This window comes from Lysinibacillus boronitolerans JCM 21713 = 10a = NBRC 103108 (assembly GCF_000772935.1).
Lineage (GTDB): Bacteria > Bacillota > Bacilli > Bacillales_A > Planococcaceae > Lysinibacillus > Lysinibacillus boronitolerans.
The window spans coordinates 16,833-34,674 of the sequence record NZ_JPVR01000054.1; the positions used below are offsets into that span (position 1 = coordinate 16,833).

The 17,842-nt window shown below is 36.9% G+C and carries 17 protein-coding genes; 13 read left to right on the forward strand and 4 right to left on the reverse strand.

The genetic code is table 11. The features are described 5' to 3' along the window. The first annotated feature begins 33 nt into the window (after positions 1–33). The 4 genes from CD31_RS01955 (at position 34) to CD31_RS01970 (ending at position 4,065) form a co-directional block, all read left to right on the forward strand. Entirely contained in the window at positions 34–915 is an 882-nt protein-coding gene (locus tag CD31_RS01955) for an EAL domain-containing protein (protein ID WP_036075390.1), read from the forward strand. Then, a complete protein-coding gene (locus CD31_RS01960) occupies positions 893–1,843 on the forward strand; it encodes a GGDEF domain-containing protein (RefSeq protein WP_036075391.1) in 951 nt (316 codons plus the stop codon). The genes CD31_RS01955 and CD31_RS01960 overlap by 23 nt, the downstream gene beginning before the upstream one ends. A gap of 88 nt (positions 1,844–1,931) precedes the next feature. Further along, on the forward strand, positions 1,932–2,375 hold the full coding sequence (locus tag CD31_RS01965; protein ID WP_036075393.1) for a hypothetical protein: 444 nt from the start codon (positions 1,932–1,934) through the stop codon (positions 2,373–2,375). Between the two features lie 295 nt (positions 2,376–2,670). Then, positions 2,671–4,065, forward strand: a complete 1,395-nt coding sequence (locus CD31_RS01970; protein WP_036075395.1) for an L-cystine transporter — start codon at positions 2,671–2,673, stop codon at positions 4,063–4,065. A 47-nt stretch (positions 4,066–4,112) separates the two neighbouring features. On the opposite strand, the gene CD31_RS01975 is transcribed toward CD31_RS01970, so the two are convergent. The 3 genes from CD31_RS01975 to CD31_RS01985 form a co-directional block, all read right to left on the reverse strand. Next, positions 4,113–4,427, reverse strand: coding sequence for a hypothetical protein (locus tag CD31_RS01975; RefSeq protein ID WP_036075397.1), 315 nt, complete (start codon positions 4,425–4,427; stop codon positions 4,113–4,115). Positions 4,428–4,526: 99 nt separating this feature from the next. Continuing rightward, on the reverse strand, positions 4,527–5,066 hold the full coding sequence (locus CD31_RS01980; RefSeq protein WP_425319331.1) for an SLOG family protein: 540 nt from the start codon (positions 5,064–5,066) through the stop codon (positions 4,527–4,529). Positions 5,067–5,289: 223 nt separating this feature from the next. Continuing rightward, the gene (locus CD31_RS01985; protein ID WP_036075402.1) at positions 5,290–6,435 is read right to left on the reverse strand and encodes a DUF418 domain-containing protein; all 1,146 of its coding nucleotides are present in this window, start codon (positions 6,433–6,435) and stop codon (positions 5,290–5,292) included. A gap of 103 nt (positions 6,436–6,538) precedes the next feature. On the opposite strand from CD31_RS01985, the gene CD31_RS01990 reads away from it, so the two are divergent. Together CD31_RS01990 and CD31_RS01995 are read left to right on the forward strand one after the other, a co-directional pair. Further along, complete coding sequence (locus CD31_RS01990; RefSeq protein ID WP_036075405.1) at positions 6,539–7,240, forward strand: response regulator transcription factor; 702 nt, start codon at positions 6,539–6,541, stop codon at positions 7,238–7,240. Next, positions 7,237–8,880 carry a sensor histidine kinase gene (locus CD31_RS01995; RefSeq protein ID WP_036075408.1) on the forward strand — a complete coding sequence of 548 codons (1,644 nt, stop codon included), beginning with the start codon at positions 7,237–7,239 and terminating at the stop codon, positions 8,878–8,880. Before CD31_RS01990 ends, CD31_RS01995 begins: the two co-directional genes overlap by 4 nt. A 96-nt stretch (positions 8,881–8,976) precedes the next feature. Here CD31_RS01995 and CD31_RS02000 read toward each other — a convergent pair whose 3' ends face one another. Further along, positions 8,977–9,882, reverse strand: a complete 906-nt coding sequence (locus CD31_RS02000; protein ID WP_036075411.1) for a TetR/AcrR family transcriptional regulator — start codon at positions 9,880–9,882, stop codon at positions 8,977–8,979. 157 nt (positions 9,883–10,039) lie between these two features. Here CD31_RS02000 and CD31_RS02005 point away from each other — a divergent pair, with 157 nt between their 5' ends. The 7 genes from CD31_RS02005 to murQ all read left to right on the forward strand — a co-directional run bounded on the left by CD31_RS02005 (position 10,040) and on the right by murQ (position 17,832). Beyond that, on the forward strand, positions 10,040–11,554 hold the full coding sequence (locus CD31_RS02005) for a DHA2 family efflux MFS transporter permease subunit (protein ID WP_036075412.1): 1,515 nt from the start codon (positions 10,040–10,042) through the stop codon (positions 11,552–11,554). Between the two features lie 161 nt (positions 11,555–11,715). Continuing rightward, the gene (locus tag CD31_RS02010) at positions 11,716–12,735 is read left to right on the forward strand and encodes a serine hydrolase domain-containing protein (RefSeq protein WP_036075413.1); all 1,020 of its coding nucleotides are present in this window, start codon (positions 11,716–11,718) and stop codon (positions 12,733–12,735) included. After that, entirely contained in the window at positions 12,732–14,045 is a 1,314-nt protein-coding gene (locus CD31_RS02015; protein WP_176408538.1) for an ABC transporter substrate-binding protein, read from the forward strand. Before CD31_RS02010 ends, CD31_RS02015 begins: the two co-directional genes overlap by 4 nt. 87 nt (positions 14,046–14,132) lie before the next feature. After that, on the forward strand, positions 14,133–15,080 hold the full coding sequence (locus tag CD31_RS02020; RefSeq protein WP_036075415.1) for a carbohydrate ABC transporter permease: 948 nt from the start codon (positions 14,133–14,135) through the stop codon (positions 15,078–15,080). Positions 15,081–15,092: 12 nt separating this feature from the next. Further along, complete coding sequence (locus tag CD31_RS02025; RefSeq protein WP_052125300.1) at positions 15,093–15,920, forward strand: carbohydrate ABC transporter permease; 828 nt, start codon at positions 15,093–15,095, stop codon at positions 15,918–15,920. Continuing rightward, entirely contained in the window at positions 15,907–16,905 is a 999-nt protein-coding gene (locus CD31_RS02030; protein ID WP_081977442.1) for an N-acetylglucosamine kinase, read from the forward strand. The genes CD31_RS02025 and CD31_RS02030 overlap by 14 nt, the downstream gene beginning before the upstream one ends. Positions 16,906–16,926: 21 nt before the next feature. Further along, entirely contained in the window at positions 16,927–17,832 is a 906-nt protein-coding gene (gene murQ / locus CD31_RS02035; RefSeq protein WP_016991768.1) for an N-acetylmuramic acid 6-phosphate etherase, read from the forward strand. The last annotated feature ends 10 nt before the right edge of the window (positions 17,833–17,842 follow it).

Consider the following 17,842-nt stretch of genomic DNA (forward strand, 5'->3'; position numbering starts at 1 on the left):
TGAACCATAATAACCAAATGAAGAGGTGCAAGAATGGAGTCTGCAGTGGGACAAAGGATAAAAACAAATAATTTATTTTCTTTTTTTAAATATTTATATAGTCAACATCAAAGCAGTTCGTTATATATGAAGCGTTTAAAAGCATTGAAACAAATTATTCAGCATAACGATTTACATACATACTTTCAACCTATTGTAGATTTACAGTCAAAGCAAACAATAGGATTTGAAGCATTAAATCGACCTATACCTTCAACATTATTTAATAGTGTGGATCAGTTTTATGAGTTTGTAGGGCAAACAGATTGCGTTTTTTTATTTGAATGTTTTTGTAGAAATCTTTCCTTGCAACGTTTTAAGGAACGTTTACACAAAGACTTGGCGAATAAAAATTTTTTAGTGTTTCTTAATATACATCCGAATGTTTTATTAGATAAAAAATATCATAGTGGAGAAACACTACAATTACTGAAGGAGCTTGGAATTAAACCTCAGCAAGTCGTTTTTGAACTAACTGAACGGAGTGCTGTAATAGATTTTGTGGAGTTTGAACGAGTATTATCGCATTATCGATCACAGGGCTATCGCATTGCCGTAGATGATGTAGGATCAGGCTATAATAGTTTGAAAACGCTGATCTATTTAAAGCCAGAATTTATTAAACTAGACCGATCATTAATTCAATTCATTGACAAAAATAGTGAACAACAGCAGCTTGTTACATTGTTAATGAAATATGCCGAACAAGCCAATACAAAAATCATCGCTGAAGGGATTGAACGACAAGAGGAGCTTGATTATCTGCATCGTATCGGCATTCATTATGCACAGGGTTATGCTATAGGAAAGCCTGCAAAGGAAATATATATGGGGAAAATAAGGGTGGGTGACCATGAAGATAGGGGAAGTCATTGAGAAAGTTCCGTGTATTGATGAATTTGTGAAAAATAAAGAAGTAGATGTACTTTTTACAAGTAATCCATCGTTGCGTAGCGTTGTTGTTGTGCGTGATGAAAAACCAATTGGACATATTACACGCACACATTTCTATCAAAAAATCGGTACTCGGTATGGCTATCATTTATTAATGGAACGTCAAAATCAGCTGATGATAAAGAAAAATCCTTTAATCGTTGATCGTAATACACCAATCACAGAGGTCAGTACATTAGCTATGGCTAGACCTCCTGAGGATTTATATGATGATGTCATCGTCACGAAAAACAAGCTTTATTATGGCATGGTTAGTATTCGAGAGTTATTGTTAAAGCTTGTTGATACACAAGTAGCCATTGCAAGCTTCCTGAATCCATTAAGTAGTCTTCCTGGCAATAAATTAATCGATGAAAAATTAGAGGAAGCATTACAGCTATCGCAATATAGTTTAATCTATTTTGATTTAGATCACTTTAAATCCTACAATGACACATATGGATTTAATAAAGGCGATAAAATTTTACGGTATTTAACAGAAATACTAAAAAGACATATCTGCGGCGTAGAGGATTTTTTAGGACATATTGGTGGAGATGATTTTGTAGCTATTCTACCTTATTACGAGGTAGAAAAGATGTGTCAAAAAATTATTGATGACTTTGATGCCAACATACTTAGTTTTTATGAGTTGGAGGATTTAGCATATGTTCAGGTAGCTAATAGATCTGGCGAACTGGAGCCTTTAACATGTACATCCTTATCCATTGCCATAATTACGAATGAATATCAGTATTTTGACTCCGTCGAACAATTATCCAATGCGGTAACACATGTAAAAAAGCAGTGTAAAAAAATAGCGGGTAGTTGTTACCTCATTAATAAACAACAAAATTATTTTGTTCATTAGCAAACTATGCTAGAATTACGGAACTAATATGTAAAATATATGAAAATTTAAATAAATTTGATATATGTTTTGGTTACAGGAGGTTTAGATGGATTCAAGAAGACTGCACATTTGGCAACCCGTCACTTGCTTAGAAAGAGCCCAAATCGTTAATGCCACATTGAATTATACAGATCGAGGGCTCTGCTTAACATTAATAGATCGAAACAATACAGAAGTTGATATTATCTATGATAAGATGTCTCCTATTCACGATTATGTTTGGTCTTTTCGCTATACTGGAGAAATCCCACGATCTGATTTAGTAGACATGGTCACTGAAGCCATGACCCAAGAACAATCTAAAAATTCTTCAGCAGAATGGTTTTATAAAATGAGCAATTCAGATTATATAGAATGGTTTGATCAACTCCCGTGGATTGGAAGCAAAGAAATTCCTACCGTAGAACATCATATCTACTGCTATAATGACGGTGTGTTTGACATCATTAGTGACTACGAACCAAGATTTGTAATTAGAAATAATGCTTAAAAGGCTGCCCCTGCACTGTTAAAAACTAACAGTATAGGGGCAGTTACTCATTTGTCACCAAATGTAGTGGCATTGATTAAACTAGCTATACATTTACAAACATTTTTTATGAGCTTTTCCATGATTAATCCTTTGCCAGAGGATGATTGTTACGCCATTTTTCGGGGTATAATCCTTAGCAAGAAAGCATTCTGTGATAGGAATTTATTAATCTTAATAAAACATACTTGAATTATAGGGATTATGGGTATATAATTCGATTACATTATTATAAAACATCTTAGGAGGCATTCTATTGTCGAATTTACAAATCATTCTTAACGTAGCAGTGTTGCTTGTGTTCGTTGGAATTTTATATGTTATGAATAAAAAGCACGTTAAGTTTTCTAATCGTGTTTTCGCCGGTTTAGGCTTAGGGATTGTACTTGGTCTTGGACTTCATTTTATTTATGGTCTCGATTCTGAAGTATTAGCCAAAACAACATCTTGGTACAATATTATCGGTACTGGGTATGTGAAACTGCTCCAAATGGTAGCAATGCCTTTGGTATTTATATCCATTTTAATTGCATTTACTAAAATGAGGATTGGAAAAAATTTCGGAAAAATGGCAGCACTTATTTTAGCCATTTTAATCGGTACAACAGCCGTTTCGGCAGCTGTAGGGATTCTTTCTGCAACAGTCTTTGATTTAGATGCAACACAAATTTTACAAGGTGATGCAGAAGCTGCACGTGGTCAATACCTTGAAGAAAAAACAACGGGCTTAGCAGCTCCTGATCTACCAACACAAATTATTGAGTTATTCCCAGCAAATCCATTCCTTGATTTAACGGGTGCTCGTTCTACGTCAACAATTGCGGTTGTAATTTTCTCTGCATTCCTTGGTTTTGCTTATTTACGTGTGGCACGTAAGGATGAGGGAACAGCAGCAACAATTAAAAAAGGCTTAGATGCTATCTATGCTCTTGTAATGGGCGTTGTAACAATTGTATTACGCTTAACGCCATACGGAATTCTAGCGATTATGGCTCGTACTGTCGCAACATCTGATTTTGGAGCGATCTACAATTTAGGTAAATTTGTGATTGCTTCTTATGTAGCATTATTTATTGTTTTAATCGTACATTTATTAATTCTTACATTAAGTGGTTTAAATCCATTTACGTATTTAAAAAAATCAGCAGAAACATTATTATTCGCCTTTACATCACGTTCTAGTGCGGGTACTTTACCGATGAATATTAAAACGCAAACAGGTCGTCTTGGTGTATCTGAGGGGATTGCAAACTTCTCAGGCTCATTTGGTTTATCAATCGGTCAAAATGGTTGTGCAGGTGTATATCCAGCAATGTTAGCCATTATGATTGCACCAACAGTCGGCATTAATCCACTTGACCCTGTGTTTATTATTACAGTTATTGCAGTAGTAGCTGTAAGCTCGTTTGGTGTGGCAGGTGTTGGTGGTGGTGCAACATTTGCAGCTATCCTTGTATTATCAGCACTTGATTTACCAATTGCTCTAGCAGGTGTATTAATCTCTGTTGAGCCTTTAATTGATATGGGTCGTACAGCGTTAAATGTAAGTGGATCAATGACAGCAGGTGTTACAACAGCACGTATTACAAAAGAATTAGATACAGAAATGTATAATAATAAAGAATTAGGTGCTCAGGTAGCAGACCTATAAGATCAAAAAAGCCCCTTTAAAGGTAAAACTTTAAAGGGGCTTCTGCTTTATACGATTTTTACATAAAAATCCTTACCGTTGATTAATTCGGATAGCTCAATTTGATAATTTTGTTTATAGTAATCATAAATATTGTAGGCTAAACCGGAGTGTCCATTCAAATAGGTTCCCTTTTTAATCTCTTTACGTGGATTATGGAAATCAAAATATAAGCGTGAATCATGACTCATTGTATTTAAAATAGCAAGAAATTCTTGTTCTTCAATATGAATTCCCCGTGTATACCGACATTCTCTACGATACGTATCATGTGATACATTTACGGGAGAAGCTTCAAGAATCATTTCAATATGTTTATTCAAATGATGACAGCTCCTTTCAAATTATAGGTAAAAACCATAAGAACAATCAGCTTTATTAATTCTAGTATATAATTGTCAGAAAATTATATCAATATTTTTCTACCAGTTTTGCTGTTGAATTTCTTCTGCTATTAGTTGTAAGTCATAGGCAGTTACTGTTAAAAGATTATAATCATGGGACTCCATATATTTTTCTGCAAGCCGTTTGATATATTTCGGTGAACCCTCATTTTCTTCATCATAAATTAATAAAAGTCCATCTGTATTTTGGATAATAAATTTGTCCTTCTCAATAAATTGCCAAGGAGCTTCATACGGTTTTTTGGTCACGCTTGTGACAAAATCAGCTTGGGCAATTAATGCTTGATACTTTTCTTTTTTATGATCTTGCCAATTTTTCTCTTGCTCTAAAAAAGGTGTGATCACGGCGTATTTTAAAAGTGGAAATTCTTTTTTTAACATTAAAACAACTTCAGCACTCCAAGTTTCTACGCCCTGCTGACCGCTAATAATAACCCATTCGAGTCCTTCATCAAGCAGTGTACGCAGGTGAACTTCCAGTGCTTTTTTTATGATGACAATACCGGGATGTTTATCATTAAAGATACCAAGCTCATGTGGTTTATAGCCAGTAATCATAATACGCTGTAACAACAAAATACCCCCTAAGCTGTATAGTTGTAATACTAGTATACAGCAAGGGGGCGAATGATATCGATATTGTCTATGAAAAGGCAAATAGTGTTAAAATTACTGCTACAGCTGCACAAATGCCTAAAAACCACCATGAGTCTGTAAAGTCTTCTTTTGTGTCACTATTCATAAAAAATAATTCCTTTCTAATTTGCTTGTTTGAGGGGTTTTACTTTACCTGCCCAGTCCAAGACCAATTTGTCCATATTCGTAAGATTGTTTCAAATGGACCACGTTTAAATTTCTTTAAATAGGCAAGGCTGAAAACACATTGCAAGCTATAAACAACGATTCCGAAAAGGATTCCGCCAAAGACTCCTAATTTGCCGTATAGGCCAAGGCCATAGCCATAAAAAACAGTTGTACAAATGATAGTTTGTAGTAAATAATTGGTTAGTGATAGTTTGCCAACGCTCTCAAAAGCAGGAGCCAGTTGTTGAACTGGACGTGTGTTATAAATGTATGCTGCGAGGCAAACATAGCCAATCGCTAATAACTGGGAGCCACCCATTAATAAGATAGAAGAAAATGCACTTTCACTTTCTAAAAAACTTACACTTTTACATACGAGTCCAATGGGTACAAGGAGAGCACCTAGCTTATACCATTTCATTTCCTTGTTCATCTCCACGAAGGCTTGCTTCTTAGCAAGCGCCATCCCAAAAAGGAATAGTGGTGCGTAGAACATAGGTGCAAAAATTAATATAATGAAAATAAATGAAGAATCCTCCATTCCTGGTACTTCGGCATTAGCTCTAAAATCAAAAATTTCTAAGTAGCTGCCGTTAGCGTAAACATCATCCGCTTGCTGGATGTATGTGTCTATCTCTTTTTGTTCTTTTTTAGACGTTTCCATAGAGCCGTATGTTAAAGCTGTTGTTAATACAAATAGAATTCCAGCCCAAATAAATAAAGTTTTTGGTTTACGATTAATAAATGGGATTAAAAATAACATCATACAGCCATAGGAAAATAGAATATCGCCTTCCCACAATAAAATTGAATGTAATAAGCCAAGGGCAATTAATCCTGTTGCACGACGTAAAATCGACCAGCGGCTTTTAGTCTTTTTTCTGCGGATGGATTCAATTAATTTAATAAGTGAGAAGCCGAATAAAATAGTGAAGATGGGCATGAACGAGCCTTCAATCACAACTTTTACAAAATATAAAGCCCCGTTATCTAAGGTAGAAAGATTATTTAATTCATCTTTGCCATACATCCCGAATTGGAAGATTAGCAAATTTGCCATTAAGATGCCAAATAAACTAAATCCACGCATTGTATCAATGAAAGTAACACGATTAGTTGTCATTGCGTTTTATCTCCTTAATTGGTTATCTTATACATATAATAAATAGGGAAGCTTATGGTGAAATAATGACTACCTTAAAGTAATCTTAAAAGTAGGTGAGGAAATGCAGGAAGCATCAATTTTAGTGTTAGAGGATGAACGTGCCATTGCTGAAATGATTGAAATCATTTTAAGAAAAGAAGGAATTACCAATATTACCTTATGTAATACAATTGACGAAGCAAAAGATGAAATGAATACTAAAACATTTGACTTTTATCTATTAGATATCATGCTACCAGATGGAAGTGGGTTGGATATTGCGAATAGTATTCGAGAAAAAAGTGACGCCCCTATTTTTTATTTAACCGCAAAAAGTAGTGATGCAGATAAGCTTCGTGGTTTTATGAATGGTGCAGATGATTATATTACAAAACCATTTAACCCCTTAGAGCTTGTAGCACGAGTAAAGGTGCAGCTAGTCCGTTATATGAAGAAAAAAAGTGTACCAGAAAATCACATATTTAGTTGTAGCCGTTTTACATTTGACATTGATGCAGCAGAAATCGAGGTAGACGGTGTAAAGGAAATAATCAGTGGTCGCTTGTTTCATTTATTAAAATATTTATGTGACAATGTAGGGCAAGTGTTATCAAAAGAGCAAATATATGAGCGCGTATGGGGTGATTGCTTATTTGATGATAATACAGTGATGGTACATATAAGAAAGCTGCGAGAAAAAATAGAAAAAAATCCTGGAAAGCCGACATGCATTATCACTGTCAGAGGCATTGGTTATAAGCTTGTTGGGGATATTTCTGCATGAAGCCTGCTGGAAAATTAACTCTTCGTTTTGTTTCGTATTTCATCATATTCTACCTCTTAATTATTTCAGGTTTTATTATAAGCTTGGTGTTTTTTGCTATCTTTATCAACGATCGTGTTGGTGATAATATTCATGTTATGAGCTCCTTTGAAATTGAAGATGATGCAGTTGTAGAGAAAGGGAAGACGGCTAAAATTGCTGATTATTTAGTGGAGAGAGCCGAGGAAAATGTAGGACAGCTCTATTTATTTGATCCATCCATGACGATTGTTGACTATACTGGAGATACATGTGGTCTATGTGGAAAGTCAGATAATGAAATATTGGCATTGCGGCAACCAGGCATGCATACATGGGAACTGCCGAATTACTACTTATTATTTCTTCCGAATACTCCTGTGCAACCACTTTTTGAGGAGGCACTTGAAAACTGGACAGCAACAGGGGACATTTCTGCTGTAACAAAGCAACGTCTAAAAGAAAATAAAGCTAGTGTTGAAATTTATGATGAGCAATGGAATCGGATTGAGGTCATAGGCGAACGCTATGAGAAGCTAAATAAGCCACAATTACTAGAGGAAAAATACGATATTTTCGAGCATGCGGAGCTGAATCAAAGTGCAGCGTTATCCAACGATAAGACATTTGTTGTAAGAATGCCTAACCCATCGTATAAGCCATTTGAAGAGCCTTTTAATAAGGCGATGGTATTGTTTGTTTCTATCTTTTTTGGGGGGCATATTATTTTGCTGTTGGGCGTTCTTTTCTTGTCTATTAGTATTTCACGTCAATTCGTGCGTCCGCTCGTCTATGTTATTTCGCGTATTGAGCGACTTACCCAATTTGATTACAGTGAGATTAGCGACAAAAAAATCCATCATAAAAAGACAGGAAAGCTGAAAAGGAAATTTAAACTGTTCCAACCTGTAGAGGAGTCACTCAACCACTTATCGGAGCGACTTAATTCAAATGAAAGGCAAATCAAGCATGCAGAGCAACTACGTGAGGAGTGGATAACAGGTCTATCGCATGATTTAAAGACCCCGTTAAGCTCAATTTACGGTTATTCAACAATGCTGGCATCGGAGGATTATGAGTGGACAAAGGATGAGATGCGTATTTTTGCACAGACCATGCAGGAAAAGGCAACCTATATGGATGCACTTATTCAGGATTTGACGTATACGTATCAGTTAAAAAATAAAGCCATACAGCTCGATAAAGTGGTACTGCCGCTAGCAACATGGCTGCCACAATTTGCAGACGAACAGGTGTGTGTGAAGGTGTATGGTGATGTGTTGTTACAAGCAGATGAGCTTTTACTCAAGCGAATAATGGATAATTTAATTACCAATGCGAAAAAATATACCCCTGAAGGCACGAAGGTAATTGTAGAAGCACAACATACTGGTAAGGAAGTGATGCTTACCATTGCTGATCAAGGACCTGGCATTCCTCAGGAGGTGCTCGATAATCTATTCGAACGCTATTATCGAGGTACGAATACAACAGACGATATAACAGGAACAGGGCTAGGACTAGCCATTACGAAGCAGCTCATTGATTTACACAATGGCACAATTAGTGTTCGTTCAGGTCAAGATGGAACAATCTTTGTGCTAAAATTTCAATGTCATTAGGGGGAATCTCTGTGCTTTCTTAAGATTGTACAAAGGTCTGTCCTTCAACATCGTAAAGAGGTATCAAAGTGTTTATTTGATACCTCTTTTTTTTTTTTATTTCTTACAGCGTTCAGCGGGCTGTTCAATTTTTACGTAACGCCATAAGTTATTGGCGATGTCACGGGCTTCAGCGATATGTTCTGTGCCGACGAAGGCCTTACGGAAAGGTGTAAGAAGTGATTCGATGATAAAAAGCTTTGGTTTTTCTTTCTGCAATTCTTCTAATAAGAATTGTGCATACTCCAAACCTTCCATTGTTTCGTTATTTGATAATCCCTTTGTAAAGCCTTGAAGTTGTTCAATAACCATTTCTTTAGTAACAGTTTTATAGTTCACGACATTTTGAATGGTATTGATCATTTCAACACTTACGATAATTTCTTTCGACTCAAGCATAGTGGGTATAATTACGCTAATATTGCGCAATGCTACACGTACAATAGCTTCTCGATTGATATATTTATAATCGGCAATAAAGACAGCACGTAGAGTGAGGTTAATCATTCCGAGTGTTTGAACAGCACATTCATAGCTAATAGGGCTAATCTCTTCGCCAAAGACTTGTACTAGACGATTGGCGAGCCATTCTAATTCTTGTAAATGGTAATTAATAATAATTTTTTTTAGTTCTTTATCTCTTGATTGGAAGATGGATTCGAATATCTGTACTAAATTATGTTCACGATTGACATACATGAGAACAGCGACTTGCTGTGTCAATACTTCTAAATCTGTAGGATCTTTACCATAGATAAGCTCATGGCGACGATTACTAGCTTCCTCACGCCCTTCATCTAAAATGGCGATTAAGCATTCATTTTTCGAAGTAAAGTGATTATAAAACGTACCTTTAGAGATTTTAGCCGCATTGATGATGTCATTAATCGATGTATCTAGAAAGCCTTTTTCAATAAAAAGTTCACGTGCTGCTGTTATAATTTGTCTTTTTCTTTTGTTCATAACCTCACCTTTTTTATAATATTATACTCTTATTCTACACTCAAAACGCCTTTATATCAACGATTATAAAAAATATAAACTTATTTGTTGAAAAAAGTAGACTACGAGTATAAAATAAGTTTTATCGTAAAACACAAGAAAGAATTGAGGGATATAAATGAATAGTGAGCAAACAATGAAAAAGCCCCCTTATGGCATGATAGCTATTCTATTTGTGGGTGCTTTTGTTGCTTTTCTAAACAACACATTGTTGAATGTGGCATTACCAACAATCATGAAAGATTTTGGGATCACCTATTCAAAAGTACAATGGTTAGCAACAGGGTATATGCTAGTGAGCGGTATTTTAGTGCCTGCTTCAGCATTCTTTGTGACACGCTTTAAAAATAGACATTTATTTATTACAGCGATGTCCATCTTTACAATAGGTACAATTATGGCAGGCTTCGCTCCTAACTTTGGCATGCTGTTAGCAGGCCGTATGGTGCAAGCAGCCGGAGCATCTAGTATGTCGCCACTTTTAATGAACGTTATGCTAACAAGCTTCCCGAAAGAGAAGCGTGGGACAGCAATGGGGATCTTTGGTTTAGTTATGATTATGGCGCCAGCAATTGGTCCTACATTATCAGGGTATATCGTGGAACATCATGATTGGCGTATGCTTTTCCAAATGATTATTCCATTTGCTTTAATTAGCTTATTATTTGGTGTTTGGAAACTAAGAAACGTGATGGAGACACGTGAAGTTCACTTAGACTTCCTTTCAGTACTTTTATCAACTGTTGCATTTGGTGGTATTTTATACGGCTTTAGTACAGCGGGGGATAAGGGTTGGTCAAGTCCATGGGTATATGGCACAATTACGATTGGCTTCATTGCTTTAATTATTTTCGTTGTTAAACAACTGAAAATGGATGAGCCATTACTGGAATTACGTATTTATAAGTATCCAATGTTTGCTTTAGGGTCAGTTATCTCTGTTATTGTCTCTATGGCAATGTTCTCAGGGATGATTTTGACACCAGCATATGTACAGTCTATCCGTGGTATCGAACCATTTGAAGCAGGCTTGATGATGCTTCCAGGTGCACTTGTCATGGGGATTATGTCACCAATCACTGGTAAGCTTTTCGATAAGTTTGGTCCCCGCGTGTTGGCCATTATTGGATTAACGATTACAACTATTGCAACTTTCGGTTTAACAAAGTTAGAAATTGATTCAAGCTACACATATATCGTATCCATGTACACGATTCGTATGTTCGGTATGTCGATGGTCATGATGCCTATTATGACAAACGGTTTAAATCAACTGCCACAAATGATGAATCCACATGGTACAGCGATTAACAATACATTACAGCAGGTATCAGGAGCAATCGGTAGTGCGATCCTTGTAACATTTATGAATAATCGTACAAAGGTTAAAGCGGAAGAATTAATTGCGGAAGCAAAAGCGAATGCTGCACAATCAGGAGCAGTGCCTACAGCAGAGCAAATGCAACAAATGCAGGATCAAATTATGCAAAATGCCTTATTAGATGGTATTACACACTCCTTCTTAATTGCAACGGGTATAACAGTCATTGCAGTGGTACTTGCATTCTTCTTGAAACGCGTAAAAGTTGAAAGCGCAGCAGCATCAATGGATTTAAAAAAACCAACTAAATAAATTAGAGAGTCCCTAGCCAGTAAATATTTACTAGCTAGGGATTTTTTTATTGTGCACATATGAAAAAAAAATTTAGGATTACTGTTATTTTTCATCATTTTATTTTATATGATAATACTAATTTACAGAAAATTTAGATATTTAAGTTGAGAGGTGCTTATTTGGTAGATGCATATATAAGTGACTTAGTGAAAGAACGAGAAATTCCAGGGGCTGTATTAATTGTTCAGCAGCAAGAAAGAAGGCTGTTTTCAGGCAGCTATGGAGCCTATACAGCTGAGGACGGCAGCGAGCAAGCTATTTTAAGCCATACGCTGTTTGATTTAGCCTCCTTAACAAAAGTTGTCGCAACACTCCCAGCTATTTTACTCCTGATAAGTCGAAATCAAGTTAATATAACAGATTCAATTCGAACATTTTTGCCTGATTTTAAATACCCACTTATAACAATCCAGCATTTATTGCAGCATTGCTCAGGACTGCCAGCAGATTTAACACCTGCAGTTAAGAGACATCATAAGCGTGACATCCTGCAGGAGGTATTGGCAAGTAATGTAGTATGTCAGCCAAATGAACAAGTGCAATATAGTGATTTAGGTATGATTATTTTAGGAAAGGTGATTGAGAAAGTTACAGACATATCATTAAAAAGTTTTGTAGAGCAAGAGGTTTTTAAGCCATGGGGCATGCATCATACATGTTTTCAACTGCCTGAGCATACAAGAAGGCTTGCAGCATCTACAGAAATGGTGGCAGGTCAATTTGTACAGGGAATAGTCCATGATGAGAAGGCTTTATTACTAGATGGTATTGCTGGGAGTGCAGGTTTATTTTCATGTGCAGAGGATTTAGCAAAGTATGCGGAAATTTGGTTGGGAATCAAGCAACAAACGGTGATTCCATACGAAGAGTTAGAGCTCGCCTATACGAAAACATTTAAAACGAGGGGACTTGGGTTTGAAGTATGGGGAGGGGACGAAGCATCATTTTGCTTTGGTAGGAGGTGGAGCAAGGGCTCATTTGGTCATACAGGATTTACAGGCACGAGTATTTGGATGGACCCTGTAAAACAGGCATTTGTCATTTTACTAACGAATGCTGTGCATTATGGGAGAAATACAAACATGAGAAGGATTAGAGAGAAGCTTCATACGATGATTTATGAAAAATTACTGATATGAAGGGTGGATCTGCTGGTATGAAACAAAAGAGTAAATGGTTATTGCTGCTTCTTTTATTACTCGTTGTGGGTTTAGTAGGCTGTAACACGAATGAGAAAATAACGACCTCAGCAACACCTGATAATGAAGAGAAGCCGAAAACTGAAGAGGTTTCGCTAACAATAGGGAGTTGGCGCACAGAAGATGTTGCCAAGTATGAAAAAGTGATTGCTTTATTTAATGAACAACATCCTGATATACATGTTTCATTTAACCCAACTAAAAACACTGAATATAATACAGTCCTCAATACGGCATTACAGGCTGGAGAGGGTCCAGATATTTTCCATTTGCGTCCTTATGCAGCTGGATTGAAGCTTGCAGAGGCAGGTTATGTTGAGAAAATAAATGGCTTAAATGGATTGAATGTATTTCCTGAGGAAGCTTTAAAGGCTTCTCGCGATGACCAAGGGAATCAGTACGGTGTACCGATAAACTTAAGCTCTACACAATTTTTCTATAATAAAAAGATCTTTAAAGATAATAATCTTGAAATTCCTACTACATGGGATGAATTCATGGCATTAAATGACCAATTATTAGAAAAGGGCATTACGCCAATTGCAATGGGTACAAAAGAAGGCTGGTTGTTATCGTTGCTACATGGGATTGTCGGTCCTGCTGTTTATGGGGGCAATGATTTTTATCAAGCAGTGCTCGGAGGAGAAAAGGATTTTACAGATGCGAAGTTTATTGAATCAATACAAGTGATGAATGACTTGAAAAAGTATTTTCCAGCCAACTCGGAAGGCTTAGGAATGGATGATATTCGTACTTTGTTTGCGCTGGAAGACGCAGCTATGTTCCCATTAGGTAGCTGGGAAATTCCTGTTGTATTAGAAATGAATCCAGATTTAGATTTAGGTTATTTCCCTATTCCATCTAAAGAGGGGAATAAAACAGTAACGACCTGGGTTGATGGCTCATTTGCGATCAATGCTAATTCGAAAAATAAAGAAGCGGCTAAAGTGTTTTTAGAGTTTTTAACAACAAAGGAGTTTGGTGAGTTGTTTGTGAAGGAGTTTTCCATGATCAGCGCCATTCCTGGTATAACTTCTGACGATGTATTGTTAAATGATATCAGTCATTCGACTGCAAATGAAGCAACGCCATATATGTGGGTAACTAATTTTACTGGTGGGGACCCAACAACAAAGAGCTTGCTTGAAAGTGAGCTACAAGGCATGTATTTAGGTCAAGTAACGCCTGAAGAGGTGGCCACAAAAATACAGGAAAACGCTAAGACTTGGTTTACGCCATTTCAAAAATAATGAAAGCATCTAATCAGTAGACCCCTGAAGTGCTATACAGGAGTTTAGGGGTCTTGTTGTCTCAGGATTAGTAAAAGGAGGCTGCTCATGATGAGAGAATATACAGCTTCATCAGTAAAAAAAAGGAAATCGAGAGCAGGGTGGACTATCCATCTTTTCCCTATACCTGCACTGATAGTATATGGGTTGTTTGTGCTTTATCCGATAATAGCGGCATTATCCTATAGTTTTTTTGAATGGAAAGGGATGGCTCGTGGCGATTTTATCGGTTTCCAAAATTTTGTGACGCTTTTTACGACAGAACCCTATGGCTCCATGTTTTGGAATGCCTTTAAACATAATGTCCTCTATTTTGTTGTGCAAATGATTGTTATGAATGGATTAGCCTTCTTTCTTGCCTTTATTATTTATCAAAAAGTTAAAGGAGCGGAGTTTTTTAAAGCTGCCTTCTTTTTACCGCGATTATTATCAGTTATTGTTGTAGGATTCTTATGGAAACTCATTCTAAATCCTAATTTTGGTACTTTAAATGTTATTTTGGAGAAATTAGGTCTTGAAACTTTACAAAAGGCTTGGCTTGGTGATCCCAAAACGGCGTTAATTGCCATTATTTTAGTCAATTGTTGGTTTGGATTAGGTTTTGGTGTCTTAATTTTTCTTGCTGGCTTTCAAGGGATTCCAAGTGAGTTAGTCGAAGCTGCAAAGTTAGATGGCGCTAAGGGCTTTACTTTATTGCGTACGATTTACTTGCCTTTAATGGTGCCATCAATTATGATCATGGGCATTTTAACATTTATCCAGTCGTTTGAGGCATTTGAATTAGTATATGCAATGCAGGGTTCTATGGGAGAGCCGTACTATTCTACAGATACGTTAGCTGTATTTTTCTATCGCTTAGCATTTGGTAGCTCTACCGCTTCTGGCACAACAGCTATTGGATTGGGTTCGGCATTGGCTACGGTACTATTCTTATTTATATTAGTTTGTACCACACTATTTTTACGTTTTGCCAATAAAAAGAATGTTCAAATGTAAGAGGTGAGTATAGTGAAGCAAGGCGCTATTTGGGTTCGACCATTTTATTATCTTGTGGTGTTTACGGTGGCGACCATTAGTTTATATCCGGTTTTGTTAATGATTTTATCTTCATTTAAAAAGAGCGTGGACATCTATAAAAATCCATTGGGTTTACCGACTAGCTTTAGCTTAGATACTTACCGTACATTATTATCAAAAATTCCATTTACAACGTACTTTCTAAACAGTCTATTTGTCAGTATTGTATCTGTTGTACTAATAGTGGTTGTTTGTTCACTTGCTTCATTTTATATTGCCCGCTTTAAATTCTCCTGGAATCATGCATTGTTCTTTATTTTTTTATTAGGCATGATGATTCCTATAAAACTGGGGATTGTTCCGCTCTTTATTTTAATGCGTGATTTAGGGCTGATCAATTCCTTATGGTCTTTAATTTTGATGAATACCGCGACAGGGATTCCATTATCCATGCTGATCTTAACTGGCTTTTTTAAAACAATGCCTTATGAGCTAGAGGAAGCGGCCCGGATAGATGGGGCGGGAAACTTAAGGGTTCTTTGGCATGTGATGTTACCGTTAATGAGACCTGCACTTGGCACAGTGGTAATTATAAATTTTATTGCTGCATGGAATGATTTCTTCTTCCCACTTATTTTTATTACAGAAAAAATGAAACGGACGATACCTGTTGGAATGATGTCGCTTTTTGGGGAGCATTCGGCAGATTGGGGCTCTCTTTTTGCAGGTTTAACATTAGCTTCATTACCAATGATCCTATTATTCTTGATTGCGTCAAAGCAATTTATGGAGGGGCTGACGGCTGGTGCCATTAAATAGACAATACATTATTGGGGTCGATGGTGGCGGGACGAGAACCCGTGCAGTGATTGGGACCAGAAAAGGTGAAGTGCTGGCTTTTGTTGAAGGAGCTGGAACGAATATAAAATCAATGCCACCAGAAAAGGTAAGGCTTCACATTATCCAACTCCTTGCCAAGTTACTACAAAAGATAGATGCGACAAAGAATGATATTTCTACAGTTTTCTTCTGCGTGGCAGGAGGCGATCGCCAGGTAGATAAAGAACGCTGGGAGCAATGGATGAGCTTCCTTTTCCCTGCCAGCTCCTGTAAGATAACCATCACCAATGATGCAATAGCGGCACTTACTAGCGGTACATTTACACAGCAAGGGCTCGTTGTGATAGCTGGAACGGGTTCTATCGTATATGGTGTTGGAAAAAATCATCAAATTAGTCGTGTGGGAGGATGGGGTTATTTATTAGGAGATGAGGGCAGTGGATACTATATTGGGCAAGAGGCATTGCGTTATATTGCACGACATTATGATGCATTTGGTGTAAATGAGAATCTATTTACTGAGACTATTTTGGAGCATCTGGCATTAAAAAATCCTACTGAAATTATTACGTATGTTTATGAGCATCCACAGCCCCGAGTAATCATAGCCTCCATAGCTCGAGCGGTGTTACGTTTAGCAGAACAAAATAATGATAGGGCAATGAAAATTATTGAACAGGCTACTCATCATTTAGTTCAATTCATCCAGACAATGTTCAAAAAAGAGCCGCAGCTACGAGTTTATCCTATTGTCCTATGTGGAGGTTTATTCGGAAATTCATATTTTGTTCAATGCTTTCGAGAGAAATTACAGCTTGCTAAAATACCTAATCGACTATTACAGCCAGAAGTGCCTCCTGTTATAGGAGCCTTCGTTAATGGACTTCTCAGTGAAGGAATATCAATGACGGAGGCTTTACAACGAACGATAAAAGAAACTTGGGTGAGCATCCATGAAAAATAGCGTAGGAGGGATTTGATTTCAATGGAACGAATGACAAAACTGACGACTGAAGGCTATCATCCAGATACGACAAATCTAGATTTAATGTCCACTATTGAAATTATAAAGCTGATGAATGAAGAGGATAAAAAAATACCGTTAGCCATAGCAAAGGTTTTACCTGAAATCGAACAAGCTATTACAGCTGTTGTACATGCATTAAAGAGTGGCGGTAGATTATTTTATGTAGGCGCAGGAACAAGTGGGCGAATTGGTTTGCTAGATGCAGTAGAATGTCCACCTACATTTAGTACGTCACCAAAGCTTGTGCAGGCAATATTGGCTGGCGGAGCAAATGCAGTAATGATTGCCATAGAAGGTGCAGAAGATGATCTTTCATTAGGAGCGGTTGAACTACAGAAACAACAGCTAACAAACCGTGATGTAGTGATAGGGATTGCAGCAAGTGGTCGAACACCTTTTGTGAAAGGGGCATTAATTTATGCACAACAACTAGGGGCAAAAACAATCAGCCTAGTCAGTAACGCTCATTCTGTTATTAGTGAGCATGCAGATATTGCAATAGAGGTGATTACAGGACCAGAAATTTTAACAGGTTCTACAAGACTAAAGGCTGCAACAGCTCATAAACAAATATTAAATATGATTACAACGACAACCATGATTAAGCTTGGAAAGGTCTATAAAAATTTAATGGTGGACGTTCATGCTAGTAATTTTAAATTGCGAGAGCGAGCCAAACATATCGTCTGTGAGGTAACGGGTGCTTCTTATAGTCAGGCTGAAAGTGTTCTTGAGCAAAACAATTATCAAGTAAAGCTCGCAATTGTGGTGCTACTGACGAATACAACGATTGAGGAAGCAACAGAATTACTTGCTCAAGCAGAAGGGCATGTTCGGAGAGCGGTGGAATTAAGAAAATACTGATGAGAGGGAT